This is a genomic window from Saccharothrix texasensis (genome assembly GCF_003752005.1).
In the GTDB taxonomy this organism is placed as follows: domain Bacteria; phylum Actinomycetota; class Actinomycetes; order Mycobacteriales; family Pseudonocardiaceae; genus Actinosynnema; species Actinosynnema texasense.
In genome coordinates, this window is sequence record NZ_RJKM01000001.1 from 626,149 (window position 1) to 645,136 (window position 18,988).

Here is an 18,988-nt window from a genome sequence, read left to right on the forward strand (position 1 = left end):
CTGCGCCCACCCGGTCACCCGCGGCAGCCCCGATCTTTGCCCGAAAGGGCGTTATCCGCGGCTGTCGCGCACTCCTAGCGTGGCGTGAGTTCCGGCAACCCCTTAGGAGCGCCCGTGTCCCAGCAGCCCAAGTTCACCGCCCACCACTCGGCAGTCCTCGACGCGAGTCCCGCGCACGTGTGGCAGGAGGTGCGCGACTTCGCCGGCTTCGTGCACCTCGTCTTCGGCAACGCGGTGAAGGACGTCGGCTGGGTCGGCAAGTCGTCGGCTGCCACCGTGCCCGCCAAGATCGAGTTCACGCTCCTGCCCGGCAACGACCTCGTCACCGAGGAGGTCGTCGGCCGCGACGAGCTGACCCGGTCCCTCACCTACCGCACGATCGGCCAGGCCCTCAGCCTCTACGACTACGTCTCCACCTACCGCGTCCTGCCGGTGACGAACGACCACGGTCGGTGCTTCATGGAGTGGTCCCACGAGTTCAAGGTCGTCGACAACGCCGACCCCGCGTTCCTGCCGTCGTTCCTCGACATGGTGGCGGGCGAGATGGACACGGTGCAGGCGTACTTCGCCCAGTGACCGACCGCGGGCAGCCGCACCGACCTCGACGCGGTGCTCGACCGGAGGATGCCGGTCGAGCACCGCGTCGCGTGCTCGGTGAGGGTCAGGTCGGTGGAGGAGCCACGGCCCGAACGCGGTGTCGCATCCGGAGACCGCGCCGGACCGACGTCGCGGGGGGTGCGGAAGAAGGGGTGCGGGAGAAGGAGCCGCGCGGGGGTGCGGCCCCTCCCCGTCGTCCCCCCGGGGATGCCGGGCGGCGGCCAACCCGCCTGACCCGCCCGGCTGGTGTCCGGCCGTCGGGGTGCCGAACACCCCACAGCGTCGCGCACCCGTGCGGAAGTCCGCATCCGCAAACCTCCGTATGTGCCTCCGTATCCGCGATGACGTGATCATGTCCACCGATCTCCGTACGCTGTCACCGGGAATACGGAGAGCGGTGGATGCGCGGCGTGTGGCGCTCACACGAAAGTGGACGCCGCAGCACCCGATCGCATCACAAGGAGAAGACGTGCAGCTGACCGCGGAGTTCGCCCCGGACCGACAGGCCCTCGTCGGCGGCCCGCTGCGCGGATGGCAACACCACGCCCACGAGGACGAGTTGGCCCGCCGCGGCCCCGTGCACGCGGCGGAGCTGCCCAACGGCCTGGAAGTCCTGGTCACCACCATGGGCTTGGAGGCGACCCGCGCGCTGCTGGGCGACGACCGGCTGGCCAAGGACGCCGCCGGGCTGCGCGCCGCGATGCAGGACCAGTTGGCGCGCAAGGGCCGGCCGACCGACCTGTCGCGGATCATCGGCCCCTCGATGCTCAACACCGACCCGCCGCACCACCGCAAGCTGCGCGCGCTGGTCTCGCAGGCGTTCACGCCGCGCCGCGTCACCGCCCTGCAGCCGGTCGTGGAGAAGACCGCGCGGGAGCTGGTCGAGGCCCTGCCGAACGACGCCGACCTGATCGAGGGCCTGGCGTTCCCGCTGCCGCTCGCGGTGATCTGCGACCTGCTCGGCGTGCCCGCCGGGGACCGCGACCAGCTGCACCACTGGACCGCGGCGATGATGACCGAACGGCCCGAGCTGGTCGTGCCCGCCTCCGACGCCATGTTCGGCTACCTGGCCGGCCTGATCGAGTACAAGCGGGACCAGCCGGACGACGCACTGCTCAGCGGCCTCGTGCAGGCGCAGGTCGACGGCGAGCGCCTGACGCCCGAGGAACTGCTGACCACGGCGATCCTGCTCGTCGTCGCGGGGCACGAGACGACGACCGGCCTCATCGGGAACGCCGCGGTCGCGCTGCTCTCCACGCCGGGCGCGTGGGACGCGCTGGGCGACGACACGGTGGCCGCCGCGGTCGAGGAGTCGGCCCGCTGGGACCCGCCGGTGCGCGTCACGCCGCACTACCGCGCGAAGACGGACGTCGAGCTGCCCGGCGGCGTGATCCCGGAGGGGTCGGTGGTGATGATCGGCCTCGGCACGGCCGGTCGCGACCCGCTGGTGCACGGCCCGACCGCCGACCGGTTCGACCCGACGCGGACGCAGGTCGGCGGCAACGCGGCGCTGGGGCACGCGGCGTTCGGGCACGGCGTGCACTACTGCCTGGGGCACATGCTGGCGCGGATCGAGGCACGGGCCGCGCTGATGGCGTTGCGGACGCGGGCGCCGGGGGCCCGGCTGCTGGTGGACCCGTCCGAGCTGGAGCGCGGCGACAAGGTCGTGCCCAACACGTTCGCCTCGGTGCCCGCGCTGCTGGAGCCGTGACGGCTCAATCCACCAGGCCGCGCCGGTAGGCGTAGACCACGGCCTGCACGCGGTCGCGCAGGTCGAGCTTGGTGAGGATGCGCGACACGTACGTCTTGACGGTCTCGTGGCTGAGCACCAGCGCGGCGGCGATCTCGCTGTTGGACAGGCCGTCGGCGATCAGCCGCAGCACCTCCAGCTCGCGGGGCGCCAGCGGCACGTCGCCGCGGGCGCCCTCGGCGGGCCGGATGCGGGTGGCGTACCGGCCGACGAGCTGTCGCGTCACCTCGGGGTCCAGCAGCGCCGCGCCGGCGGCGACGGTGCGGATGCCGTGCAGCAGCTGGGCGGGCGGCGCGTCCTTGAGCAGGAACCCGCCCGCTCCCGCGCGCAGCGCCTCGTACACGTACTCGTCCAGGTTGAACGTCGTCACCACGAGCACCTTGACGGGATCCGCCACGCCGGCGCCGGCCAGCAGGCGGGTGGCCTGGATGCCGTCGAGGACCGGCATCCGCACGTCCATCACCACCACGTCCGGGCGCAGCCGGGCGGCGAGGTCGACCGCGGCCCGCCCGTCGCCGCCCTCGCCGACCACCTCGAGGTCGGACTGGGCGTCGATGATCGTCGCGAAGCCGGTGCGGATGAGCGCCTGGTCGTCGCAGACCAGGACGCGGAGCGGGGCCGTCACGGCGTGCGGCCGGCGGGGATGCGGGCCTGGACGACGAAGCCGCCGCCCGGTCGCCGGCCCGCGTCGAACTCGCCGCCGAGCACGTCGACCCGTTCGCGGAGCCCGACCAGGCCGCGCCCGCTCCCTCCCGGTGACGTGGTGCTCGGACCCTCGGTGGTCACCTCCACGGCGATCTCCCCCTCCCGGTGCCGGACGTGGACGGCGGTGCGGCTGCCGCGGGCGTGCTTGAGCGCGTTCGTCAGCGCCTCCTGCACGACCCGGTACGCCGTGACCTCGGCGCTGCCGGTCGTCTCGGGCGGGTCGCCGTCCTGGCGGAACTCGACCGGTTGACCGGCCGACCGGATCCGCTCGACGAGGGCGCCCAGCTCGCCGACGGGGCCCGTGCCCGGGTCGACACCGTGGTCCGGGTTGAGCAGGTCGAGCAGGTGCCGCAGGTCGCCGATGGCGCGGCGGCCGGTGTCGGTCACCGCGGTCAGCGCCTGGTCGAGGCGATCGGGGGCGGCGGTCAGGTAGCGCGCGGCCTCGGCCTGCACCACCATGGCCGTCACGTGGTGGGTCACCACGTCGTGCAGCTCGCGCGCGATGCGCGTGCGTTCGGCGACCCGGGTGGTCTCGGCGACGTGGCGGCGGTGTTCGGCCTCGGTCGTCCGGAACATCCGCAGCCACGACCCGGCGCCCCACGCGATGGCCAACGCGACGGCGAACGTCGCGTACCCCACCAGGCCCTCGCCCGGCGCGAGCCGTTCGACCGCGACCGCCAGCGGCACGTACGCCGCGATCAGCAGGACCGCCGCGGTCTTCCGGTGACTTCCCAGGTGGGCGCCCGCGCTCAGCAGCGCGATGGGCAGCGCGGTGCCCGCGGCGGTGTGGTAGCCGCGGAGCTGGTCGACGGCGAAGCCGAGCGACACCAGAACGAGGCACACGGCCGGCCACCGCCGGCGCACCGCGATCGGGAGGGCTTCGAGTGCGATCACCCCGACGGTCAGCGCGTCGAAGGGCCGGTGGGGCAGGTCACCGAGCTGCGTCCCGTAGTCGTTCAGCCCCGGCAGGAACGCCGTGGCGGCGATCAGCAGGGCGAACGGGAGATCGCGCACCACGACGTGACACCGCCGCCACAGGTCCTGAACCCCGCGGAGGTCGATCACCCGGCGAGCGTAGCGGTCGGGGCGTCGGCCTCCGCGCGGCGGCGGCGCGGGACGACGTGACCGCGCCGGCGGGCCAGCCACAGGAACACGACCGTCAGCGCCGCCCCGGCCGCCACCGCGACCCCGCTCGCCTCGGGACCGAAGTCGCCGCCGGTGAGCGGGGTCGGGCCGGAGAACGTCGCGTCCAGCAGACCCCGGGTCGTGTCGTTGCCCGAGACCTCGGCGGCGAAGATGCCCGAGAGGGCGAAGTTCCAGCCGAGGTGCAACCCGATCGGCACCCACAGGGTGCGGGTGGCGGCGTAGGCGGCGGCGAGCATGAAACCCGCCTCGATCGCGATGGCGGTCGCGCCCCACAGGCTCGCGTTCGGGTTGACCAGGTGCGCCACGCCGAACACCACACCGCTCAGCAGCAACGCGATCCAGGTGCCGGTGCGTTCCTCGACGATCCGGAACAGCACGCCCCGGAAGAGCAGCTCCTCGGTCACGGCGGCGGCCGCCATGAAACCGACCAGCGACACCGCGCCCGTCACCGAGCCGAGACCGGCGACCGAGTAGCCGCCCAGCGTCGCGATGGCCGCGATGACCGACCCGCACATCAGCGCACCGATCACCAGGCCCCGGCCGGTCGCGGCGACGGCCCCGCTCCCGGCCACCTCCGCGGGCGCCCGCCGCTCGGTGCGCCGCACCGCCCACGCGTAGACGAGCAGGGCGAGCACCGCCGTGGCGAGCCCGATCACCAGCGTGAGCCACGGATCGCCCTGCACGGCGGCGACGCCCTGGTTGCCGGCGAAGGCGACCGCGGCGACGGCCGACAGTTGCAGTACCACGCGCATTACGACTCCTCAGTCCGGTCCGCGACCGTCCAGCCGCGGACCGGACGGACGCTACGGATCCGGCGCCGCCGAATCGTCACCGCGCAGAGGACAGTCGCGGGTAGCTCGCACGGGGGACAAGACGCCCCGGCCGCGCGTCCGCGCACGCCAAGCCCATCCGCCGGCGCAGCGCCCCACTCCCGGCTCAGCGACTCGCCCATCCGCCCCCGGACCCGGCCGAGGCCGCGTGACGAACCGTCAGCAGTCCAGTTCGAAGTCCCGGTGGTCGTCGGGATCGACCACCGCGACGAGCTCGTTCCCCGGCTTCAGGCGGGGGTCGTACCTGGTGTCGTGCTCGACCACGAACTCGGGCACGTCCGGGCCCTTGATCAGGAGCCGGACGCGGACCGTGGGGTCCTCGCTGATCGGCTCCACGGACAGGACCACGGCGGTCGCCGGCAGACCCACCTCGTCCAGGCGCAGCAGCCGCCGGGCGGCGCGTGTGACCGCCCGCCACACGGCGATGCCCAGCGGCAGCAGCACCGCGGTGAGCACGATGCCGAGGGTGCTGCCGTCGTCGGCCGCGTAGACGACCGGTCCGGTGGCCATCAACGCCACGGCGAACAGGCGCGGGATCACGTTGCCGCCCCGTGCTTCGACGAACCCGTCCTCCGTCATTCCGTCACCTCGATCGGGTCCGGACCACCCGCCCGACCGGACCGGTCACCCGGTCGGAGGACGCGGCGCTAGTCGGCCATGCTCGCCAGCAGCGAGATCAGCTGGTGGCGGCTGCTGATCTCGAGCTTGCGGTAGATCCGGGTCAGGTGCGTGTGCACGGTCGCGGGGGAGATCACCAGCCTGGTGGCGACCTCCGGGTTGGACAGCCCGTCGCCGACCAGCTTGGCCACGTTCCACTCGGCCGGTGTCAGGCCGCCCGGCCGGCGGTCCGGTTCCGCTGTCGGCACCTCGTCGAGCACGACGGCCAGCGCCTGCTCCACCGACTCCGCCGGCCCCGCGTACGCCCGCGCGTACTCGTCCTCGCCGAGCACCGCCTTGGCCCGCGCCACGGCCTGCGCGGTGACCCAGGCGAACGGCACCAGGCCGTCGACCCGGACGCCGGTCACCCGGTGCAGCCCGTGCGCCAGCCCCAGCATCCGGGCGGCGGCGGAACCGTCGCCGGCCCGCGAGTGCGCCCACCCCAACGCCTCGATCGACCACAGCGGACCCCACTTGTCGCGGATCTCCCGCTGCACCCGCAGGCCTTCCATCAGCACGTCCAGCGCGCCGACCGGGTCGCCCCACCGCGTCTGCACCACACCGCGGCACCAGTGCGCCCAGCTGATGCCCCACAGCGCGCCGAGCCGCTCGCACTCGGCGTGGAACTCCTCGGCCGCGGTCTCGGCCTGCTCACGGGAACCGAGCAGCACCAGCGACACGGTCAGCATGATGTGCGCGAGGTGGTGGTCCACCGCGAACGCGGGACCGAGCGCGCCGAACTCCTCGTGGGCCTGCCGCAGCAGCTCGACACCGTCGACCGCGCCCAACGCCAGCACGGCGTACGCGCCGCGCACGAACGTCACCGCGGGCACCGGCCCGCCCACCTCGCGGGCCATGGCGTCGGCCTCGTCCACCCGCCGCGCGACGAGCTCCCGCTCCACGCCGAGGCACAGCGCGATCCACGCGTCGAGGGCGATGGCGCTGGCCCGCAACGGGTCCGGCGCCGAGGAGAGCGGGTCCGGCGGCGTGGCGGCGAGCGCGCGTCCCAGCCACAGCCGTTCTTCGGGTAATCGACCGGCGTAGGTGTACCAGCGGGTGCGGGCCAGGTCGACGCTCATCAGCAGGCCGGCGTGCGCGGTGGCGGGGTCGCGGATCAGGTCGTTGAGCACCACGCGGTGGTTGGCCATGTCCGCGTCGACCGCCGCCAGCAGCGCGGCCTCGTTGTGCCCGGCGAACGACTCGGCCAACCGCGCCGCCTCGCGCCGGAAGTAGTCCTGGTGCCGCTGCCGCACGTCGTCGACCTCGCCGGCGGATGTGAGCCGTGCCGCGCCGTGCTGCCGCAACGGCTCCAGCAGGTGGTAGCGGCTGCGGTCGGCGGACGGCAGCGCGATCGACTTGTCCAGCAGCCCGGCCAACGCGTCGGCGACCTCGTCGACGGCCAGCCCGTCGCCCGCGCACACGGCCTCGGCGGCGGTCAGGCTGAACCCGCCCTCGAACACCGACAGCCGCGCCCACAGCAGGCGTTCGGCGGGCGTGCAGTGCGCGTGGCTCCAGTCGATGAGCGCGGCCATGGTCTGGTGGTGCTCGACCGCGGTCGTGTCGTTGGCCGTGAGCACGCGCATCACGTCGTCGAGCCGGTCGGCCAGCAACGACACCGGCATGGAGCGCATCCGCACCACGGCCTGCTCGATGGCCAGCGGGATGCCCGACACGCGGCGCAGCACGCGCACCACGTGCGGCCAGTTCTCCGGCGTGACCCGCCAGCCGGGCATGCTCGCCTCGGCCCGGTCCACCAGCAGCGCCACGGACTCGTGGTCGAGGTCCATCGGCGCGTCCTCAGCCGGCACGTCCAGCGGCGGCACCATGACCAGCACCTCGCCGGGCACCCGCAGGCGGGCCCGGCTGGTGGCCAGCACCCGCACGCCGGGCGCGGCGCCGAGCACCGCGCGCACCAGCTGGGCGACCGGCTCGACCAGGTGCTCGCAGTTGTCCAGCACCAGCAGCACCTGCCGCGGCCGCAGGTAGTCGACCAGCGTCTCCAGCGGGGTCGTGGTCGCTTGGTCGGGCACGCCGACGGCGCTCAACACCACCTGGGCCAACAACTCCGGGTCGCCGCCGCGCGCCGACGCCAGCTCGATCACCCGGACGCCGTCGTCGTACGCGCGCTGCACCTGCGCCGCCAGTTCCAGCGCCAGCCGGGTCTTGCCGCCGCCGCCCACGCCGGTGAGCGTGATCAGCGGGGCGAGCCCGATCCGCCGGCGCAGCTCGGCCAGCAGATCCTTGCGGCCGACGAACGAACTCAGCGCCCGCGGCACGACACCGCCTCCCGCTGCCCGCTCGGTCATCCGGACACCGTACGACATCGGCCTGCGCGCGTCCCGTGAGATCGACGAAGCGACGTACGGGCGAACGACTTCGCAAACTCTTGCAAAGCTCGCTCGTCATCCGTCCTCGTCAAGCCGTTTACACCTCTCTTGAGCCGGGTCTAGCCTGCAAACAATTGCACTACCTTGCGCAATGAAGCGTGACGGGAGCAGTGATGCGGGCGAGATCGCGACGACTGACCGCCTTCCTCGTGACCCTCGGGCTGACCGGGGCGGTGTGGACCGCGCCGGGCAGTTCCGCCGAGGGACGGACGACCACGACGGCCGCCGCCGCGGCGGTGAACAGCACTACGGTCTTCTACCGCCTGCCTTCGGGTTGGCCGGTCGCCAATGTGCACTACCAGCCGCGCAACGGCCCGTGGACCGCCGTGCCGGGCGAGCGCATGGAACCGGCGGCGTGCGCGGGCTGGGTGCGGCGGACCGTGCCGCTGGGCGACGCCACCGGCCTGGTCGCGGTGTTCAACAACGGCTCGGGCACCTGGGACAACAACACCGGGCGGAACTACGGCCTGGGCACCGGTGACGTCACGGTCGCCGCCGGCGTGGTCGGCGTCGGGAACCCGTGCGGGTCCGGGCCCGATCCGGATCCCGACCCCGGTCCCACGGCCAACGCGGAGGTCTACTACTCCACCAAGACCAGGAACTGGACCGCGACCCGGATCCACTACCAGCCGACCGGCGGCACGTGGACCGCCGTGCCGGGCGTGGCGATGGAGCAGGTGTGCCCGGACTGGGCGCGCGCCTCGATCGACCTCGGTCAGGCCGCCGGTCTCAGGGCCGCGTTCAACAACGGCTCCGGCCAGTGGGACAACAACAACGGCGCCGACTACGCGTTGCGTACGGGGCGCAGCACCGTGAAGGACGGCGTGGTCACGCCGGACGCGACCGATCCCTGCGGACCCCCTGCCCCGCAGGACACCGTCGCGCCGAGCGTCCCCACCGGTCTGCGGGCCACGGCGTCCGCGCTCACCGTCTCGCTGACGTGGACGGCGTCCACCGACAACGTCGCGGTGGCGGGCTACGAGGTCACCCGCACGGGTGGCGCGCTGGGCACGGTGGTGCGCAACACCGGCTCGGTGGGCTTCGCCGACGGCCCGCTCACCGCGAACACGACCTACACCTACGCGCTCAAGGCCTACGACGCGGCGGGCAACAAGTCCGCGTCCACCGCTTCCGTCGCGGTGACCACGGGCGACGCGCCGCCCGCCCCACCGGGCGGCACGCCGTTGGGCGGCGACCCGCGCGAGGACTCGATCTACTTCGTGATGACCGCCCGCTTCAACGACGGCGTGCCGGCCAACAACCGGGGCGGCAGCCGGCACGTGCGCTCCGGCAACGCGGCCGGCGGCGACCCGATGTTCCGCGGCGACTTCCAGGGCCTGGTCGGCAAGCTCGACTACATCAAGGGCCTCGGCTTCTCCGCCGTCTGGATCACCCCGGTCGTGCTCAACCGCTCGGACTACGACTTCCACGGCTACCACGGCTGGGACTTCTACCGCGTCGACCCGCGCCTGGAGACACCCGGCGCCACCTACCAGGACCTGATCCACGAAGCGCACGCGAAGGGCCTGAAGATCTACCAGGACGTGGTCTACAACCACAGCTCGCGCTGGGGCGCGAAGGGCCTGTTCCAGGCGAAGGTGTTCGGCGTCCGCGACGACCAGTGGTCCTGGTACTACGACCAGCCGGTGCAGGGCTTCGAGTACGACGGCCTGACCATCGACCCGACCACCGGCAAGTCCTATTACAACGGCGACCTGTGGTCGTCCACGGAGCCCGCCGGGAACACCTGCGTCGACTGGGGCGAGCCGACCCGGCACACCAGCCCCGAGGGCTACCGGATCTACGGCTGCCAGTGGCCCAGCCCCACCTCGGGCATGTTCCCCGCCCAGCTCTACCACCGCTGCTGGATCGGCAACTGGGAGGGCGAGGACTCCCGGTCCTGCTGGCTGCACGAGGACCTGGCCGATTTCGACACCGAGAACCCGATCGTGCAGAAGTACCTGGTCGACGCCTACAACCGGTTCATCGACATGGGTGTGGACGGGTTCCGGGTCGACACCGCCGTGCACATCCCCCGGGTGACCTGGAACCGCCGGTTCCTGCCCGCGATCCAGCAGCATGCCACCGCGAAGTTCGGGGACAAGGGCCGCGACTTCTTCGTCTTCGGCGAGGTCGCGGCGTTCGTCAACGACAAGTGGAACCGCGGCTCGGTCAACCACTCGGCGCAGTTCTTCACCTGGAAGGAACGCCGCGAGTACAGCGCCGACGACGCCACCGCCGCCCTGGAGCAGTACGAGTACGAGCAGGGCCAGGGCACCGGCGGGCAGCCGACGAGCCGCAACGCGTTCCTCGACGGCAACGCCTACCACGCGCCGGACCACTCGAAGTCCTCCGGCATGGACATCATCGACATGCGCATGCACATGAACTTCGGCGACGCGAACAACGCGTTCTGGAACGCGAAGGACTCCGACGACTCCACCAACGACGCCACCTACAACGTGACGTACGTGGACTCGCACGACTTCGGGCCGAACAAGTCCAGCGTGCGCTACGCGGGCGGCACGGACGCGTGGGCGGAGAACATGAGCCTGATGTGGACGTTCCGGGGCATCCCGACGCTCTACTACGGCTCGGAGATCGAGTTCCAGGCGGGCAAGCCGATCGACTGCGGCCCCACCTGCCCGCTGGCGACGACCGGTCGGGCGTACTACGGCGACCACCTCGCCGGGCAGGTGACCGCGTCGGACTACGGCGTGGTGTCCTCCGCGTCCGGGCAGGTCGCGACGACGTTGCAGAAGCCGCTGGTCAAGCACGTGCAGCGGCTCAACCAGATCCGCCGCGCGGTGCCCGCGCTGCAGAAGGGGCAGTACTCGACGGACGGCGTGTCCGGCGGGATGGCGTTCAAGCGCCGCTACACGTCGGGATCGGTGGACAGCTTCGCGCTGGTCGCGATCTCCGGTTCGGCGACGTTCACCGGCGTGCCCAACGGCACGTACCGCGACGCCGTCACCGGTGACACGAGGACGGTCACCACGGGCTCGCTGACCGCGAACCCCGGCGGCAAGGGCAACGCCCGCGTCTACGTCCTGGACCTGCCGGGCAACCCGGCGCCGGGCAAGGTCGGCGCGGAGGGCCCGTACCTGAAGTGACCTCCGGCGGGCGGGCGTGCCCTCTCCCACCGCCCGCCCGCCGGGTCCACACCTTTGGGACGTCGTGACACGCGCGCCGTCCCAGGGGCGATCTCAAGGGCACGAGGCATCGCGAGAGGCGGTGGTGTCGACCCTCCGGGGAGGTCGGGAGTGGAACGGCACCGGCGGGTGCAGGCGTTCGCGGCGTCGGGCGTCCCGGCCGCCACGGGCCTCGTGACCAACCTCGCCACCGAGTGGAAGAACGACGTCGTCGCCTGGTCGGCGGTGCTGGTGCTGACCGTCGGGTCCGGTCCTCCCGCCTGGCCGCGGCCCGGGAGAGCGCGCGGCGCGGGTCAGGCCCAGGTCAGCACCGACTCCACCTCGACGTCCAGCTCCGACACCGGGATGTGGCCGAACTGCTCCACCACGACCCGGCCGTCACGGCGCCGCCACGTGCCGCGCACCTGCCCGTCCACGACGACGTGCGGTCCCGCGGTCCGCACCAGGGGCGCGTGCAGGGGGTCGAGCAGCAGGGTCCGGTCGGAGTAGCCGAGCAGGAACGTGTCGAACGGGCCGAGCAGGCGGACCGTGCCGTCGAGGTCGGCGGCGTCGGTGGCGGGCAGCTGCCAGCCGTGCCCGCCCCGCACCAACTCGTCGAACGGGAACGCGGCGCCCACCGCGGCCTCGGGCAGGCCGCTCCACGCGGTGAAGTCCTCGACCGTCGCGGGGCCGTAGGCGCGCAGGTAGCGGCGGACCAGCTCGGCGACGCCGCGCGGCTCGTCGTCCTCGGCACGGGGGAGCAGCCGGTAGGTCGACTCGCCCGCGCCGACCAAGCCCTTGTTGGCGGCGTGGGCCAGCAGGTAGGCGGGCGCGGGGGAGGCCGGGTCGAGGACCACGCCGACGTCGGCGAGCCGGGCGACGACCTGCGGCCTGGTCAGCGGTTCGGTCAGCACCTCCCGCAGGGCGTCCAGCGCCCGCGCGCACACGTCGTCGGTCAGGCCGAGCTCCAGCCGCCGTCGCCGGGAGCGGGCCGCGTTCACCGGGCCGAGCAGCCCCACCAGCCAGCCGGCGTCCTCCCGGCGCAGCAGGTGCACCGCGCCGCGCATCGCGCACGTCCGCACGACGTCGCCGGCGGCGAGCGCGGCGCGCAGGTCGGCGGACGTGACGCCGGTGGTGCGGGCCCGCACCGCGAGACCCGCGGCCGTGGTGTCCTGCGCCTGCACGGCGAGCACGTCGCGCAGCAGCTCGGGCAGCGAGCGGGCAGGGGTCGTCAGGCGTTGCGCCCGCATGCGCAGCGCCCTCGCCCGACCGGCGGTCACCTGGGCCCCGCGCCCGTCGAGCCGCGCACCACGAGCTCGGGCAGGAAGACGAACTCGGCGTGCGTGCCCAGAAGAGCATGGCCCCGCGTGCCGCCGATCTCCTCCAGCAACGCGTTGACCGCGGCCTGGCCCATCGCCTCGACGGGTTGGCGCAACGTGGTCAGCGGCGGGTCCGCGAACACGATCAGGGGCGAGTCGTCGAACCCGACCACGGACACGTCCTGGGGGACGCTCAGCCCGCGCTGCCGCGCCGCCCGGATCGCGCCGAACGCCATCAGGTCGCTGCCGCACACGATCGCCGTGCACCCCTTGTCCAGCAGCGCCGTCGCCGCGGACTGCCCGCCCTCGACGGTGAACAGCGAGTGCTGCACCAGCGCCTCGGCCTGCTCGGCGGTGTAGGGGAGCGCGGTGCGCATGTGCTGCACGAAACCCTCGATCTTGCGCAGCACCGGCACGAAGCGGCGCGGCCCGACGGCCAGGCCGATGCGCTCGTGCCCCAGCTCCACCAGGTGCGACACCGCCAGGCGCATGGCCGCGCGGTCGTCGGTGGACATGAACGGCGCGGAGATCTTCTCCGTGTAGCCGTTGATCATGACGAACGGGATGCCGCGCCCGGCCAGCTTGGTGTAGCGGCCCATGTCGGCGGTGGAGTCGGCGTGCAGGCCGGAGACGAACACGATCCCGGCCACGCCCCGGTCCACCAGCATCTCGGTCAGCTGGTCCTCGGTCGACCCGCCCGGCGTCTGCGTGCACAGCAGCGGCGTGTAGCCCGCGCTGGTCAGCACCTGTTCCACGACCTGGGCGAGGGCGGGGAAGATCGGGTTGCCCAGCTCGGGCGTGATCAGCCCGATGAGCCCGGCGCTGCGCTGCCGCAGGCGCGGTGGTCGTTCGTAGCCGAGCAGGTCCATGGCGGCCACCACGGCCTGGCGGGTGGCCGTGGACACGCCGGACTTGCCGTTGAAGACCCGGCTGACGGTCGCCTCGCTGACCCCGGCCTGCGCGGCGATGTCGCTGAGCCGGGCGGTCACGCCGTCCATGTGGGTTCCTTCCTCCGAGGCGGCACGCGCACACGAGGAAAGTCCTTGCAAAGGCTTTCAGCAAGTCCTTGACCGTCACAGTTCGGGAGCCAACCCCGCTGAACCGAGGCAGAGGGCGGCCTGGCGGGCTCCGGCGGCCATCGACCCGGCCAGGTCGGCGCCCGCGAGGTGGGCGACCAGGAAGCCGGAGAAGAAGGCGTCGCCTGCGCCGTTGGTGTCCACGACCTCCTCGATCGGCACGGCGGCCACGTGGTGGACGACGCCGTCCACCACGGCCACCGCGCCCTCGGCGCCGAGCGTGGCGACCGCGGGCTTGTCGAGCGACCGGAGGAACCCCAGCAGCGCGTCGCGGTCGGTGAAGGCGTCGTCGTTGAGGAACACGCGGTCGGCGGCGTCGAGGAAGTCGCGGTGGAACTCGGCGACGCCGTCGTAGTCGTGCAGGTCGCACCACACCGGCACGCCCGCCGCCCGGGCGGCGCCCAGCAGGGGACGGGCGTGGTCGGCGAGGTCGATGACGGCCGCGTCGGCCGCCGCCAGCGCGACCAGTGCGCGTTCGTCGTGCTCGGCCCGGTGCAGCCGGGGGAGTTCGAGGTAGATCGACACCCGCCCGCCGTGCGGGTCCATCAGGTTCAGGTGCTGCTCGGTGGCGGTGTCGACCACCTCGGCGATCACCCGCACCCCGGCCCGGTCGAGCACGTCGAGGACCGCCCGCCCGGCCTCGTCGTCGCCCACGACGGTCCGCAGCGTGACGTCCGCGCCGAGGGAGGCGAGGTTCAACGCCTTGCCGGCCGACGTGCCGCCGACCGCCGTGCCGTGGCCGGTGGCGAACGCGGTGTGCGGCCGCGCCGGGGGCAACCGGTCGAGCCTGACCAGCCGGTTCCACGACACCGGGCCCGCGACGAACACCTTCGGCTTGTGCATGCGCGCCAGTGTGAGGGGTGATCAACAGCGCGACCAACGGCGAGGAGGGTCGGACTGCAAGTTCTGTCATGCTTGTCTCTATAGCTTCAGTGTTAACCGAAAATGATGAACGTCCCTCACGTGCGCGCGGCATCCGGAAGCATGATCGACTCAAGCCACGACCGAGCACTCCGAGAGAGGTCGCTCCATGTCCCGAAGCAACGACTTGCTGAGACGTTCGCTCGTTCCCGTCGCCACCGCGGGCGCACTCGCCCTGATCGCACCACCGGCCACCGCCGCCGACGCCGACGTGCCCTGTGACGCGTCCGCGCTGGTCGAGTCAGTGGCCGCGGCCAACGCGTCGAGCGTTCCGGACGTCCTGTCGCTGACGCCGAACTGCGTCTACACGCTCACCGCGCCCGCCGTTCCGGGGGGCAGGGAAGGGCTGCCGGCCATCGCCGGGAAGCTCACCGTCCACGGCAACGGCGCCACCATCGCCCGGGCCGCGGACGCGCCGCAGTTCCGGCTCATCACCAACTGGGGCGACCTGAGCCTCGACCACATCACGCTCACCGGCGGTCACGCGCAGGACGCGGTCGGCGCCGACTCCTCCGGGTCGGGGAACGCGGGTGGCTCGGGCGGGGCCATCGAGAACTGGGGTCCGCTGAGCATCAGCGACAGCGTGCTGAGCGGCAACGCCGCCGGCGCGGGCGCCCCCGGAGCGGACGCGACCAGCACCGCGGCCGCCGGTCGCGGCGGGCTCGGCGGTTCCGGCGGCGCCATCTCCTCCTACAGCTCGACCTCGGTGCCGGTCACCATCACCGGCAGCACGATCTCCGGCAACGTCAGCGGTCCCGGTGGGCGGGGCGGCGACGGCCTCGGCGCGGGGACGGGCGGTCGTGGCGGCTCGGGCGGTTTCGGCGGTGGCGTGCACACCATCGGCGGCACCGCGCTGCGCATCAGCGGCGGCGTCGTCACCGGGAACGTCGCCGCCGACGGTGGCGTGGGCGGTTCCGGTGGCGTTGACGGCGGCGGGGGAGGGGAGGGCGGCTCGGGCGGCACCGGTGGCGGTGTGGACGTGGGTGGCCGGGTGGGCCAGTCGCTGAGCCCTTCCGTCACCGGCGTCAAGATCACGGCCAACCGGGCGGGCCGGGGTGGTGACGCCGGCGCCGCCGGGCCCGGCGGCTACGCCGGTTGGGCGGGCTTCGGCGGCAGCGGCGGCGGGGTCTCCGTGTACCGCGAGACCCTCACCCTCGACCGCAGTTGGGTCAGCGCCAACGCCGCGGGTGAGGCCGGCGCGGGTGTGGCGCCATGGCCGGGTTCCGGCGGCGGCATCGACACCCTGGACGCGCACGTCACGCTGGTCAACGGGACCGTGGTGACCGGCAACCGGCCGGACAACTGCGACTCCGTGGCCGACGTGCCCGGCTGCGTCAACGTCCCGGTCGCCCGGGCCCGGCGCGGCGAGGCGGCCGTCGGCCGGGACCTCGGGGTGGAGGACCTCACCCGCGCGGCACGCGCCGCGTCGGTGCCGGCGAGGTAGTCCGCGTCCCGTGCCCGACCGCGATCACCGGTCGGGCACGGGACCGCCACCGCGTCAGACGAGCACGTCGTACGCCGGGCGGAGGTCGGGGGAGTGGTCGAGCAGGGCGCAGAAGCCCTCGTCGGCCGCGGTCGTCTCGTGGCCCGCTAACAGCAGCGGCACGTAGTTGGCGACGATCTCGTCTTCGGCGGTGTGGCCCATCCAGAGGTGCATGGACTCCCATGGGGCAGCTCGTCCTGGCTGAACGTGGACGGGACCGGGGCCGTGTCCGCCGCCCGGTCGGCGACCACCTGCGCCGACCGGGCTATCTTTATCATCTCGATGATTTCAGTGTTGACTAAATCTAGTCCTCCGACCGTCAGGCACGCTGACAGCGCCCGCCAAAAGCAGCAAGGAGGGCAGGAGGTCGGTCAGGCCTGATCGGCCCACCAGCGGCGGCCGGTCGTGGGCAGGGTGGAGATCGGGTCGTAGTAGGGGTAGCGGCGGTCGAGGGCTTCGGGGTCCTCGAGCTCGATGCCGGTGCGGTAGTTCTTGGTCCAGTAGGAGATGCCGAGCTCGCGGTCGTACTCGTGGAGCTGGTGGACCCACCTCTTGCCGACGTACGGGACGTCGCAGACGATGCGCGGCGTGGCGTAGCCGGGCAGGTAGCCCATGATCGCGTGCTGGAGCTCTTGCGCTTCCCAGACGGCGACGCGCCAGTGCTCGGCGTTGGGGATCATGTCGCACATGTAGAAGTAGTACGGCAGGATGTTCGCCTCGCCCTGGAGCGCGAAGCAGAGGTCGAGCAGGTCTTCCGGGGTGGCGTTGACGCCCTTCATGAGCACGCCCTGGTTGCGGACGTCGCGGACGCCGACTTCGAGGGCGGTGCGGGCGGCTTCGGCGACGAGCGGCGTCACGGACTGCACGTGGTTGACGTGGGTGTGGATGGCGAGGTTGACGCCGCGGCGGCCGGCGGTGCGGGCGACGCGTTCGAGGCCTTCGACGACCTTGGGCTGGAGCCAGTGCTGGGGCAGTCCGGCGAGGGCCTTGGTGGCGAGGCGGACGTCGCGGACGGTGTCGATGTCGAGCAGTCGCATGAGGAACGACTCGAGCTGGGGCCAGGGGACGTTGGCGACGTCGCCGCCGGAGACGACGACGTCGCGGACGCCGGGTGTGCGCTTGAGGTAGTCGATCATCTGGTCCTGGCGGTCGACCGGTTTGAGCGCGAGCTTGTGCTTCTGGACCTGGGGTGTGGAGTTGCCGACGAGGTCCATGCGGGTGCAGTGGCCGCAGTACTGGGGGCAGGTGGAGACGAGTTCGGCGAGGACCTTGGTGGGGTAGCGGTGGGTGAGGCCTTCGACGACCCACATCTCGGCTTCGTGGAGGGAGTCGCGGGCGGAGTGGGGGTGGCTGGGCCAGTCGGGGTCGCGGTCGGAGTGGACCGGGATCATGTAGCGGCGGACGGGGTCGGCGAAGAAGGCTTCGGTGAACGCCTCGGGGTCGAGTGGGGCGTCGGGTGCCATGGTGTTGAGCATCTGGGGTGGCACGAGCATGGACATGGTGGCGGATCGCTGCTGGTCGGCGGCCAGTTCGTCGTAGAACCGGTCGGTGAGCAGGTCGCCCATGAGGGTGCGCAGCTGTTTGGGGTTCTTGACGCAGTTGGCGCGTTGCCACTGGGCGTCGCGCCATTGGGCGTCGGTGGTGTCGCGCCAGCCGGGGAAGCGGCGCCAGTCGGGTTCGACCAGCTCTTGGCGCACGTAGGTGTAGGGCTGGAGGTCAGCCCTGTGCTGCGTGGGCGTGACCTCGTGCAGCGCAGTCATCCATGCTCCCTCTGGGTCGAGTGGCGTGAAGATATGCTGCCAGATGACCTGTTCGCCGTAAATATTACGGCGGGAGCGTTTCGGGGTGGTTGTGCGTTGGGATGGGTATGCGTGTGTTCGCGGTACTGCTGGTCGGGTTTGCGGTGGAGGTGACCGCCCTGGTGGCGGCGTACGGGGCGTGGGGTCTGCTGCCGACCCTGGGTCTGTTGCTGCTGGGTGGGGTGGTGGGTTCGGTGTTGCTGCGTCGTGAGGGCGCGCGGGCGGTGGCGGCGTTCTCGGAGGCGGTGCGGACGCGTCGGGCGCCGCACCAGGAGGTCGCGGACGGGGTGTTGATCGCGGCGGCGGCGTTCTTGATCATCTTGCCGGGGTTCGTGAGCGACGTGGTGGGGTTGGTGCTGTTGTTCCCGCCGGCGCGGCGGGTGTTGAGTCGGCGGATCGCGCGGCGGGCGGAGGAGCGCGAGCGGGCGATGGTGTTGAACGTGCGGTACGGGCAGCACCCGATGGCGGGTGGTGTGGTGGTGGACGGTGATGTGGTGGAGGTGCGGCCGGAGTCGTCGTCGGATCGGCCGGAGTTGACCTGATCGGGTGTGGCGGGTGGTTTCGCGCTGCCGGGCCGGTGGGGTGGTTCCTAGGCTTCGCCCTGGTTCGTTTCCAGGGAGGGGTGTGGTCATGTCGGGCGATCTGCGGATGGACAACGTCGACCGGGCTTTCGCGGTGTTCGACGTGGACGGTGACGGGGTGATCGGCTGGGAGGACTTCTCGGCGGCGGCCCGGGGTGTGGGCCGGGAGTTCGGGTTGGGGGTGGAGGCGCCGCAGGTGCGGAACTTGGTGGCGGCGTACCGGGAGGTGTGGGCGTACGTGGCGGGTGCGGATCTGGACGGGGACGGTGTGGTGAGCCGGGGTGAGTTCCGGGAGGCGCACGAGTCGGGGCGGTTGTCGGCGGCGGAGTTGGTGGAGAAGTGGTTGGTGGTGTCGGGTCGGAACTTCGAGGTGGCGGACCGTGACGGTGACGGTGCGTTGGACGGGAGTGGGTTCGCGGGGATCTACCGGGGGTCGGGGGTGACGGATCCGCAGGTGGCGGCGATCGCGTTCGCGGGGATGGACGTGGACGGGGATGGTCGGGTGGATCGGGTGGAGTTCCAGACGCACGTGCGGGGGTTCTTCACGGCGGAGGACACGTCGGTGAAGGGTGCGCGGATGTTGAGCGGGGGCTGAGGGGTCGGTCG

16 protein-coding genes are annotated in these 18,988 nt (G+C 72.5%); 6 read left to right on the forward strand and 10 right to left on the reverse strand.

The genetic code is table 11. The annotated features are described in order from the left end of the window. Nucleotides 1–114 precede the first annotated feature (114 nt). Together EDD40_RS02425 and EDD40_RS02430 are read left to right on the forward strand one after the other, a co-directional pair. Nucleotides 115–576, forward strand: coding sequence for an SRPBCC family protein (locus EDD40_RS02425; RefSeq protein ID WP_170184921.1), 462 nt, complete (start codon nt 115–117; stop codon nt 574–576). 490 nt (nt 577–1,066) lie between these two features. Further along, nucleotides 1,067–2,308, forward strand: a complete 1,242-nt coding sequence (locus tag EDD40_RS02430) for a cytochrome P450 (protein ID WP_123741446.1) — start codon at nt 1,067–1,069, stop codon at nt 2,306–2,308. Between the two features lie 4 nt (nt 2,309–2,312). Here EDD40_RS02430 and EDD40_RS02435 read toward each other — a convergent pair whose 3' ends face one another. From EDD40_RS02435 to EDD40_RS02455, 5 genes are all read right to left on the reverse strand, one after another. Continuing rightward, complete coding sequence (locus EDD40_RS02435; RefSeq protein WP_123741447.1) at nt 2,313–2,972, reverse strand: response regulator; 660 nt, start codon at nt 2,970–2,972, stop codon at nt 2,313–2,315. Further along, nucleotides 2,969–4,117, reverse strand: coding sequence for a sensor histidine kinase (locus EDD40_RS02440; RefSeq protein WP_123741448.1), 1,149 nt, complete (start codon nt 4,115–4,117; stop codon nt 2,969–2,971). Before EDD40_RS02440 ends, EDD40_RS02435 begins: the two co-directional genes overlap by 4 nt. Continuing rightward, nucleotides 4,114–4,950 carry a CPBP family intramembrane glutamic endopeptidase gene (locus EDD40_RS02445; protein ID WP_123741449.1) on the reverse strand — a complete coding sequence of 279 codons (837 nt, stop codon included), beginning with the start codon at nt 4,948–4,950 and terminating at the stop codon, nt 4,114–4,116. Before EDD40_RS02445 ends, EDD40_RS02440 begins: the two co-directional genes overlap by 4 nt. A 237-nt stretch (nt 4,951–5,187) precedes the next feature. Then, nucleotides 5,188–5,607 (reverse strand): hypothetical protein, encoded by a 420-nt coding sequence (locus EDD40_RS02450; RefSeq protein WP_123741450.1) that lies wholly within the window; start codon nt 5,605–5,607, stop codon nt 5,188–5,190. A gap of 68 nt (nt 5,608–5,675) precedes the next feature. Then, nucleotides 5,676–7,991: a helix-turn-helix transcriptional regulator gene (locus EDD40_RS02455; protein ID WP_170184922.1), complete on the reverse strand. Its 2,316-nt coding sequence runs from the start codon at nt 7,989–7,991 to the stop codon at nt 5,676–5,678. A gap of 194 nt (nt 7,992–8,185) precedes the next feature. Here EDD40_RS02455 and EDD40_RS02460 point away from each other — a divergent pair, with 194 nt between their 5' ends. Then, nucleotides 8,186–11,185 (forward strand): carbohydrate binding domain-containing protein, encoded by a 3,000-nt coding sequence (locus EDD40_RS02460; RefSeq protein ID WP_123741452.1) that lies wholly within the window; start codon nt 8,186–8,188, stop codon nt 11,183–11,185. A gap of 332 nt (nt 11,186–11,517) precedes the next feature. On the opposite strand, the gene EDD40_RS02465 is transcribed toward EDD40_RS02460, so the two are convergent. From EDD40_RS02465 to EDD40_RS02475, 3 genes are all read right to left on the reverse strand, one after another. After that, on the reverse strand, nt 11,518–12,483 hold the full coding sequence (locus EDD40_RS02465; RefSeq protein ID WP_123741453.1) for a winged helix DNA-binding domain-containing protein: 966 nt from the start codon (nt 12,481–12,483) through the stop codon (nt 11,518–11,520). Then, nucleotides 12,480–13,520, reverse strand: coding sequence for a LacI family DNA-binding transcriptional regulator (locus EDD40_RS02470; protein ID WP_123741454.1), 1,041 nt, complete (start codon nt 13,518–13,520; stop codon nt 12,480–12,482). The genes EDD40_RS02465 and EDD40_RS02470 overlap by 4 nt, the downstream gene beginning before the upstream one ends. Before the next feature lie 75 nt (nt 13,521–13,595). Next, on the reverse strand, nt 13,596–14,441 hold the full coding sequence (locus EDD40_RS02475; RefSeq protein WP_123741455.1) for a carbohydrate kinase family protein: 846 nt from the start codon (nt 14,439–14,441) through the stop codon (nt 13,596–13,598). A gap of 187 nt (nt 14,442–14,628) precedes the next feature. On the opposite strand from EDD40_RS02475, the gene EDD40_RS02480 reads away from it, so the two are divergent. Then, nucleotides 14,629–15,963: a hypothetical protein gene (locus EDD40_RS02480; RefSeq protein ID WP_123741456.1), complete on the forward strand. Its 1,335-nt coding sequence runs from the start codon at nt 14,629–14,631 to the stop codon at nt 15,961–15,963. Between the two features lie 54 nt (nt 15,964–16,017). Here EDD40_RS02480 and EDD40_RS41350 read toward each other — a convergent pair whose 3' ends face one another. Beyond that, nucleotides 16,018–16,176 carry a hypothetical protein gene (locus tag EDD40_RS41350; RefSeq protein WP_170184923.1) on the reverse strand — a complete coding sequence of 53 codons (159 nt, stop codon included), beginning with the start codon at nt 16,174–16,176 and terminating at the stop codon, nt 16,018–16,020. Between the two features lie 197 nt (nt 16,177–16,373). Beyond that, complete coding sequence (locus tag EDD40_RS02485; protein WP_123741457.1) at nt 16,374–17,762, reverse strand: KamA family radical SAM protein; 1,389 nt, start codon at nt 17,760–17,762, stop codon at nt 16,374–16,376. 101 nt (nt 17,763–17,863) lie between these two features. Here EDD40_RS02485 and EDD40_RS02490 point away from each other — a divergent pair, with 101 nt between their 5' ends. After that, the gene (locus EDD40_RS02490; protein ID WP_246037353.1) at nt 17,864–18,343 is read left to right on the forward strand and encodes an FxsA family protein; all 480 of its coding nucleotides are present in this window, start codon (nt 17,864–17,866) and stop codon (nt 18,341–18,343) included. Between the two features lie 88 nt (nt 18,344–18,431). Beyond that, the gene (locus EDD40_RS44215) at nt 18,432–18,977 is read left to right on the forward strand and encodes an EF-hand domain-containing protein (RefSeq protein ID WP_148088660.1); all 546 of its coding nucleotides are present in this window, start codon (nt 18,432–18,434) and stop codon (nt 18,975–18,977) included. Nucleotides 18,978–18,988: the final 11 nt, after the last annotated feature.

Excerpts from the sequence above, each read along its gene's own strand:
- EDD40_RS02480 (WP_123741456.1), top strand. The coding sequence starts at position 14,629 with ATGTCCCGAAGCAACGACTTGCTGAGACGTTCGCTCGTTCCCGTCGCC.
- EDD40_RS02490 (WP_246037353.1), top strand. The coding sequence starts at position 17,864 with ATGGGTATGCGTGTGTTCGCGGTACTGCTGGTCGGGTTTGCGGTGGAG.
- EDD40_RS02470 (WP_123741454.1), bottom strand. The coding sequence starts at position 13,520 with ATGGACGGCGTGACCGCCCGGCTCAGCGACATCGCCGCGCAGGCCGGG.
- EDD40_RS41350 (WP_170184923.1), bottom strand. The coding sequence starts at position 16,176 with ATGCACCTCTGGATGGGCCACACCGCCGAAGACGAGATCGTCGCCAAC.
- EDD40_RS02460 (WP_123741452.1), top strand. The coding sequence starts at position 8,186 with ATGCGGGCGAGATCGCGACGACTGACCGCCTTCCTCGTGACCCTCGGG.
- EDD40_RS02485 (WP_123741457.1), bottom strand. The coding sequence starts at position 17,762 with ATGACTGCGCTGCACGAGGTCACGCCCACGCAGCACAGGGCTGACCTC.
- EDD40_RS02455 (WP_170184922.1), bottom strand. The coding sequence starts at position 7,991 with ATGACCGAGCGGGCAGCGGGAGGCGGTGTCGTGCCGCGGGCGCTGAGT.
- EDD40_RS02475 (WP_123741455.1), bottom strand. The coding sequence starts at position 14,441 with ATGCACAAGCCGAAGGTGTTCGTCGCGGGCCCGGTGTCGTGGAACCGG.
- EDD40_RS44215 (WP_148088660.1), top strand. The coding sequence starts at position 18,432 with ATGTCGGGCGATCTGCGGATGGACAACGTCGACCGGGCTTTCGCGGTG.
- EDD40_RS02445 (WP_123741449.1), bottom strand. The coding sequence starts at position 4,950 with ATGCGCGTGGTACTGCAACTGTCGGCCGTCGCCGCGGTCGCCTTCGCC.
- EDD40_RS02450 (WP_123741450.1), bottom strand. The coding sequence starts at position 5,607 with ATGACGGAGGACGGGTTCGTCGAAGCACGGGGCGGCAACGTGATCCCG.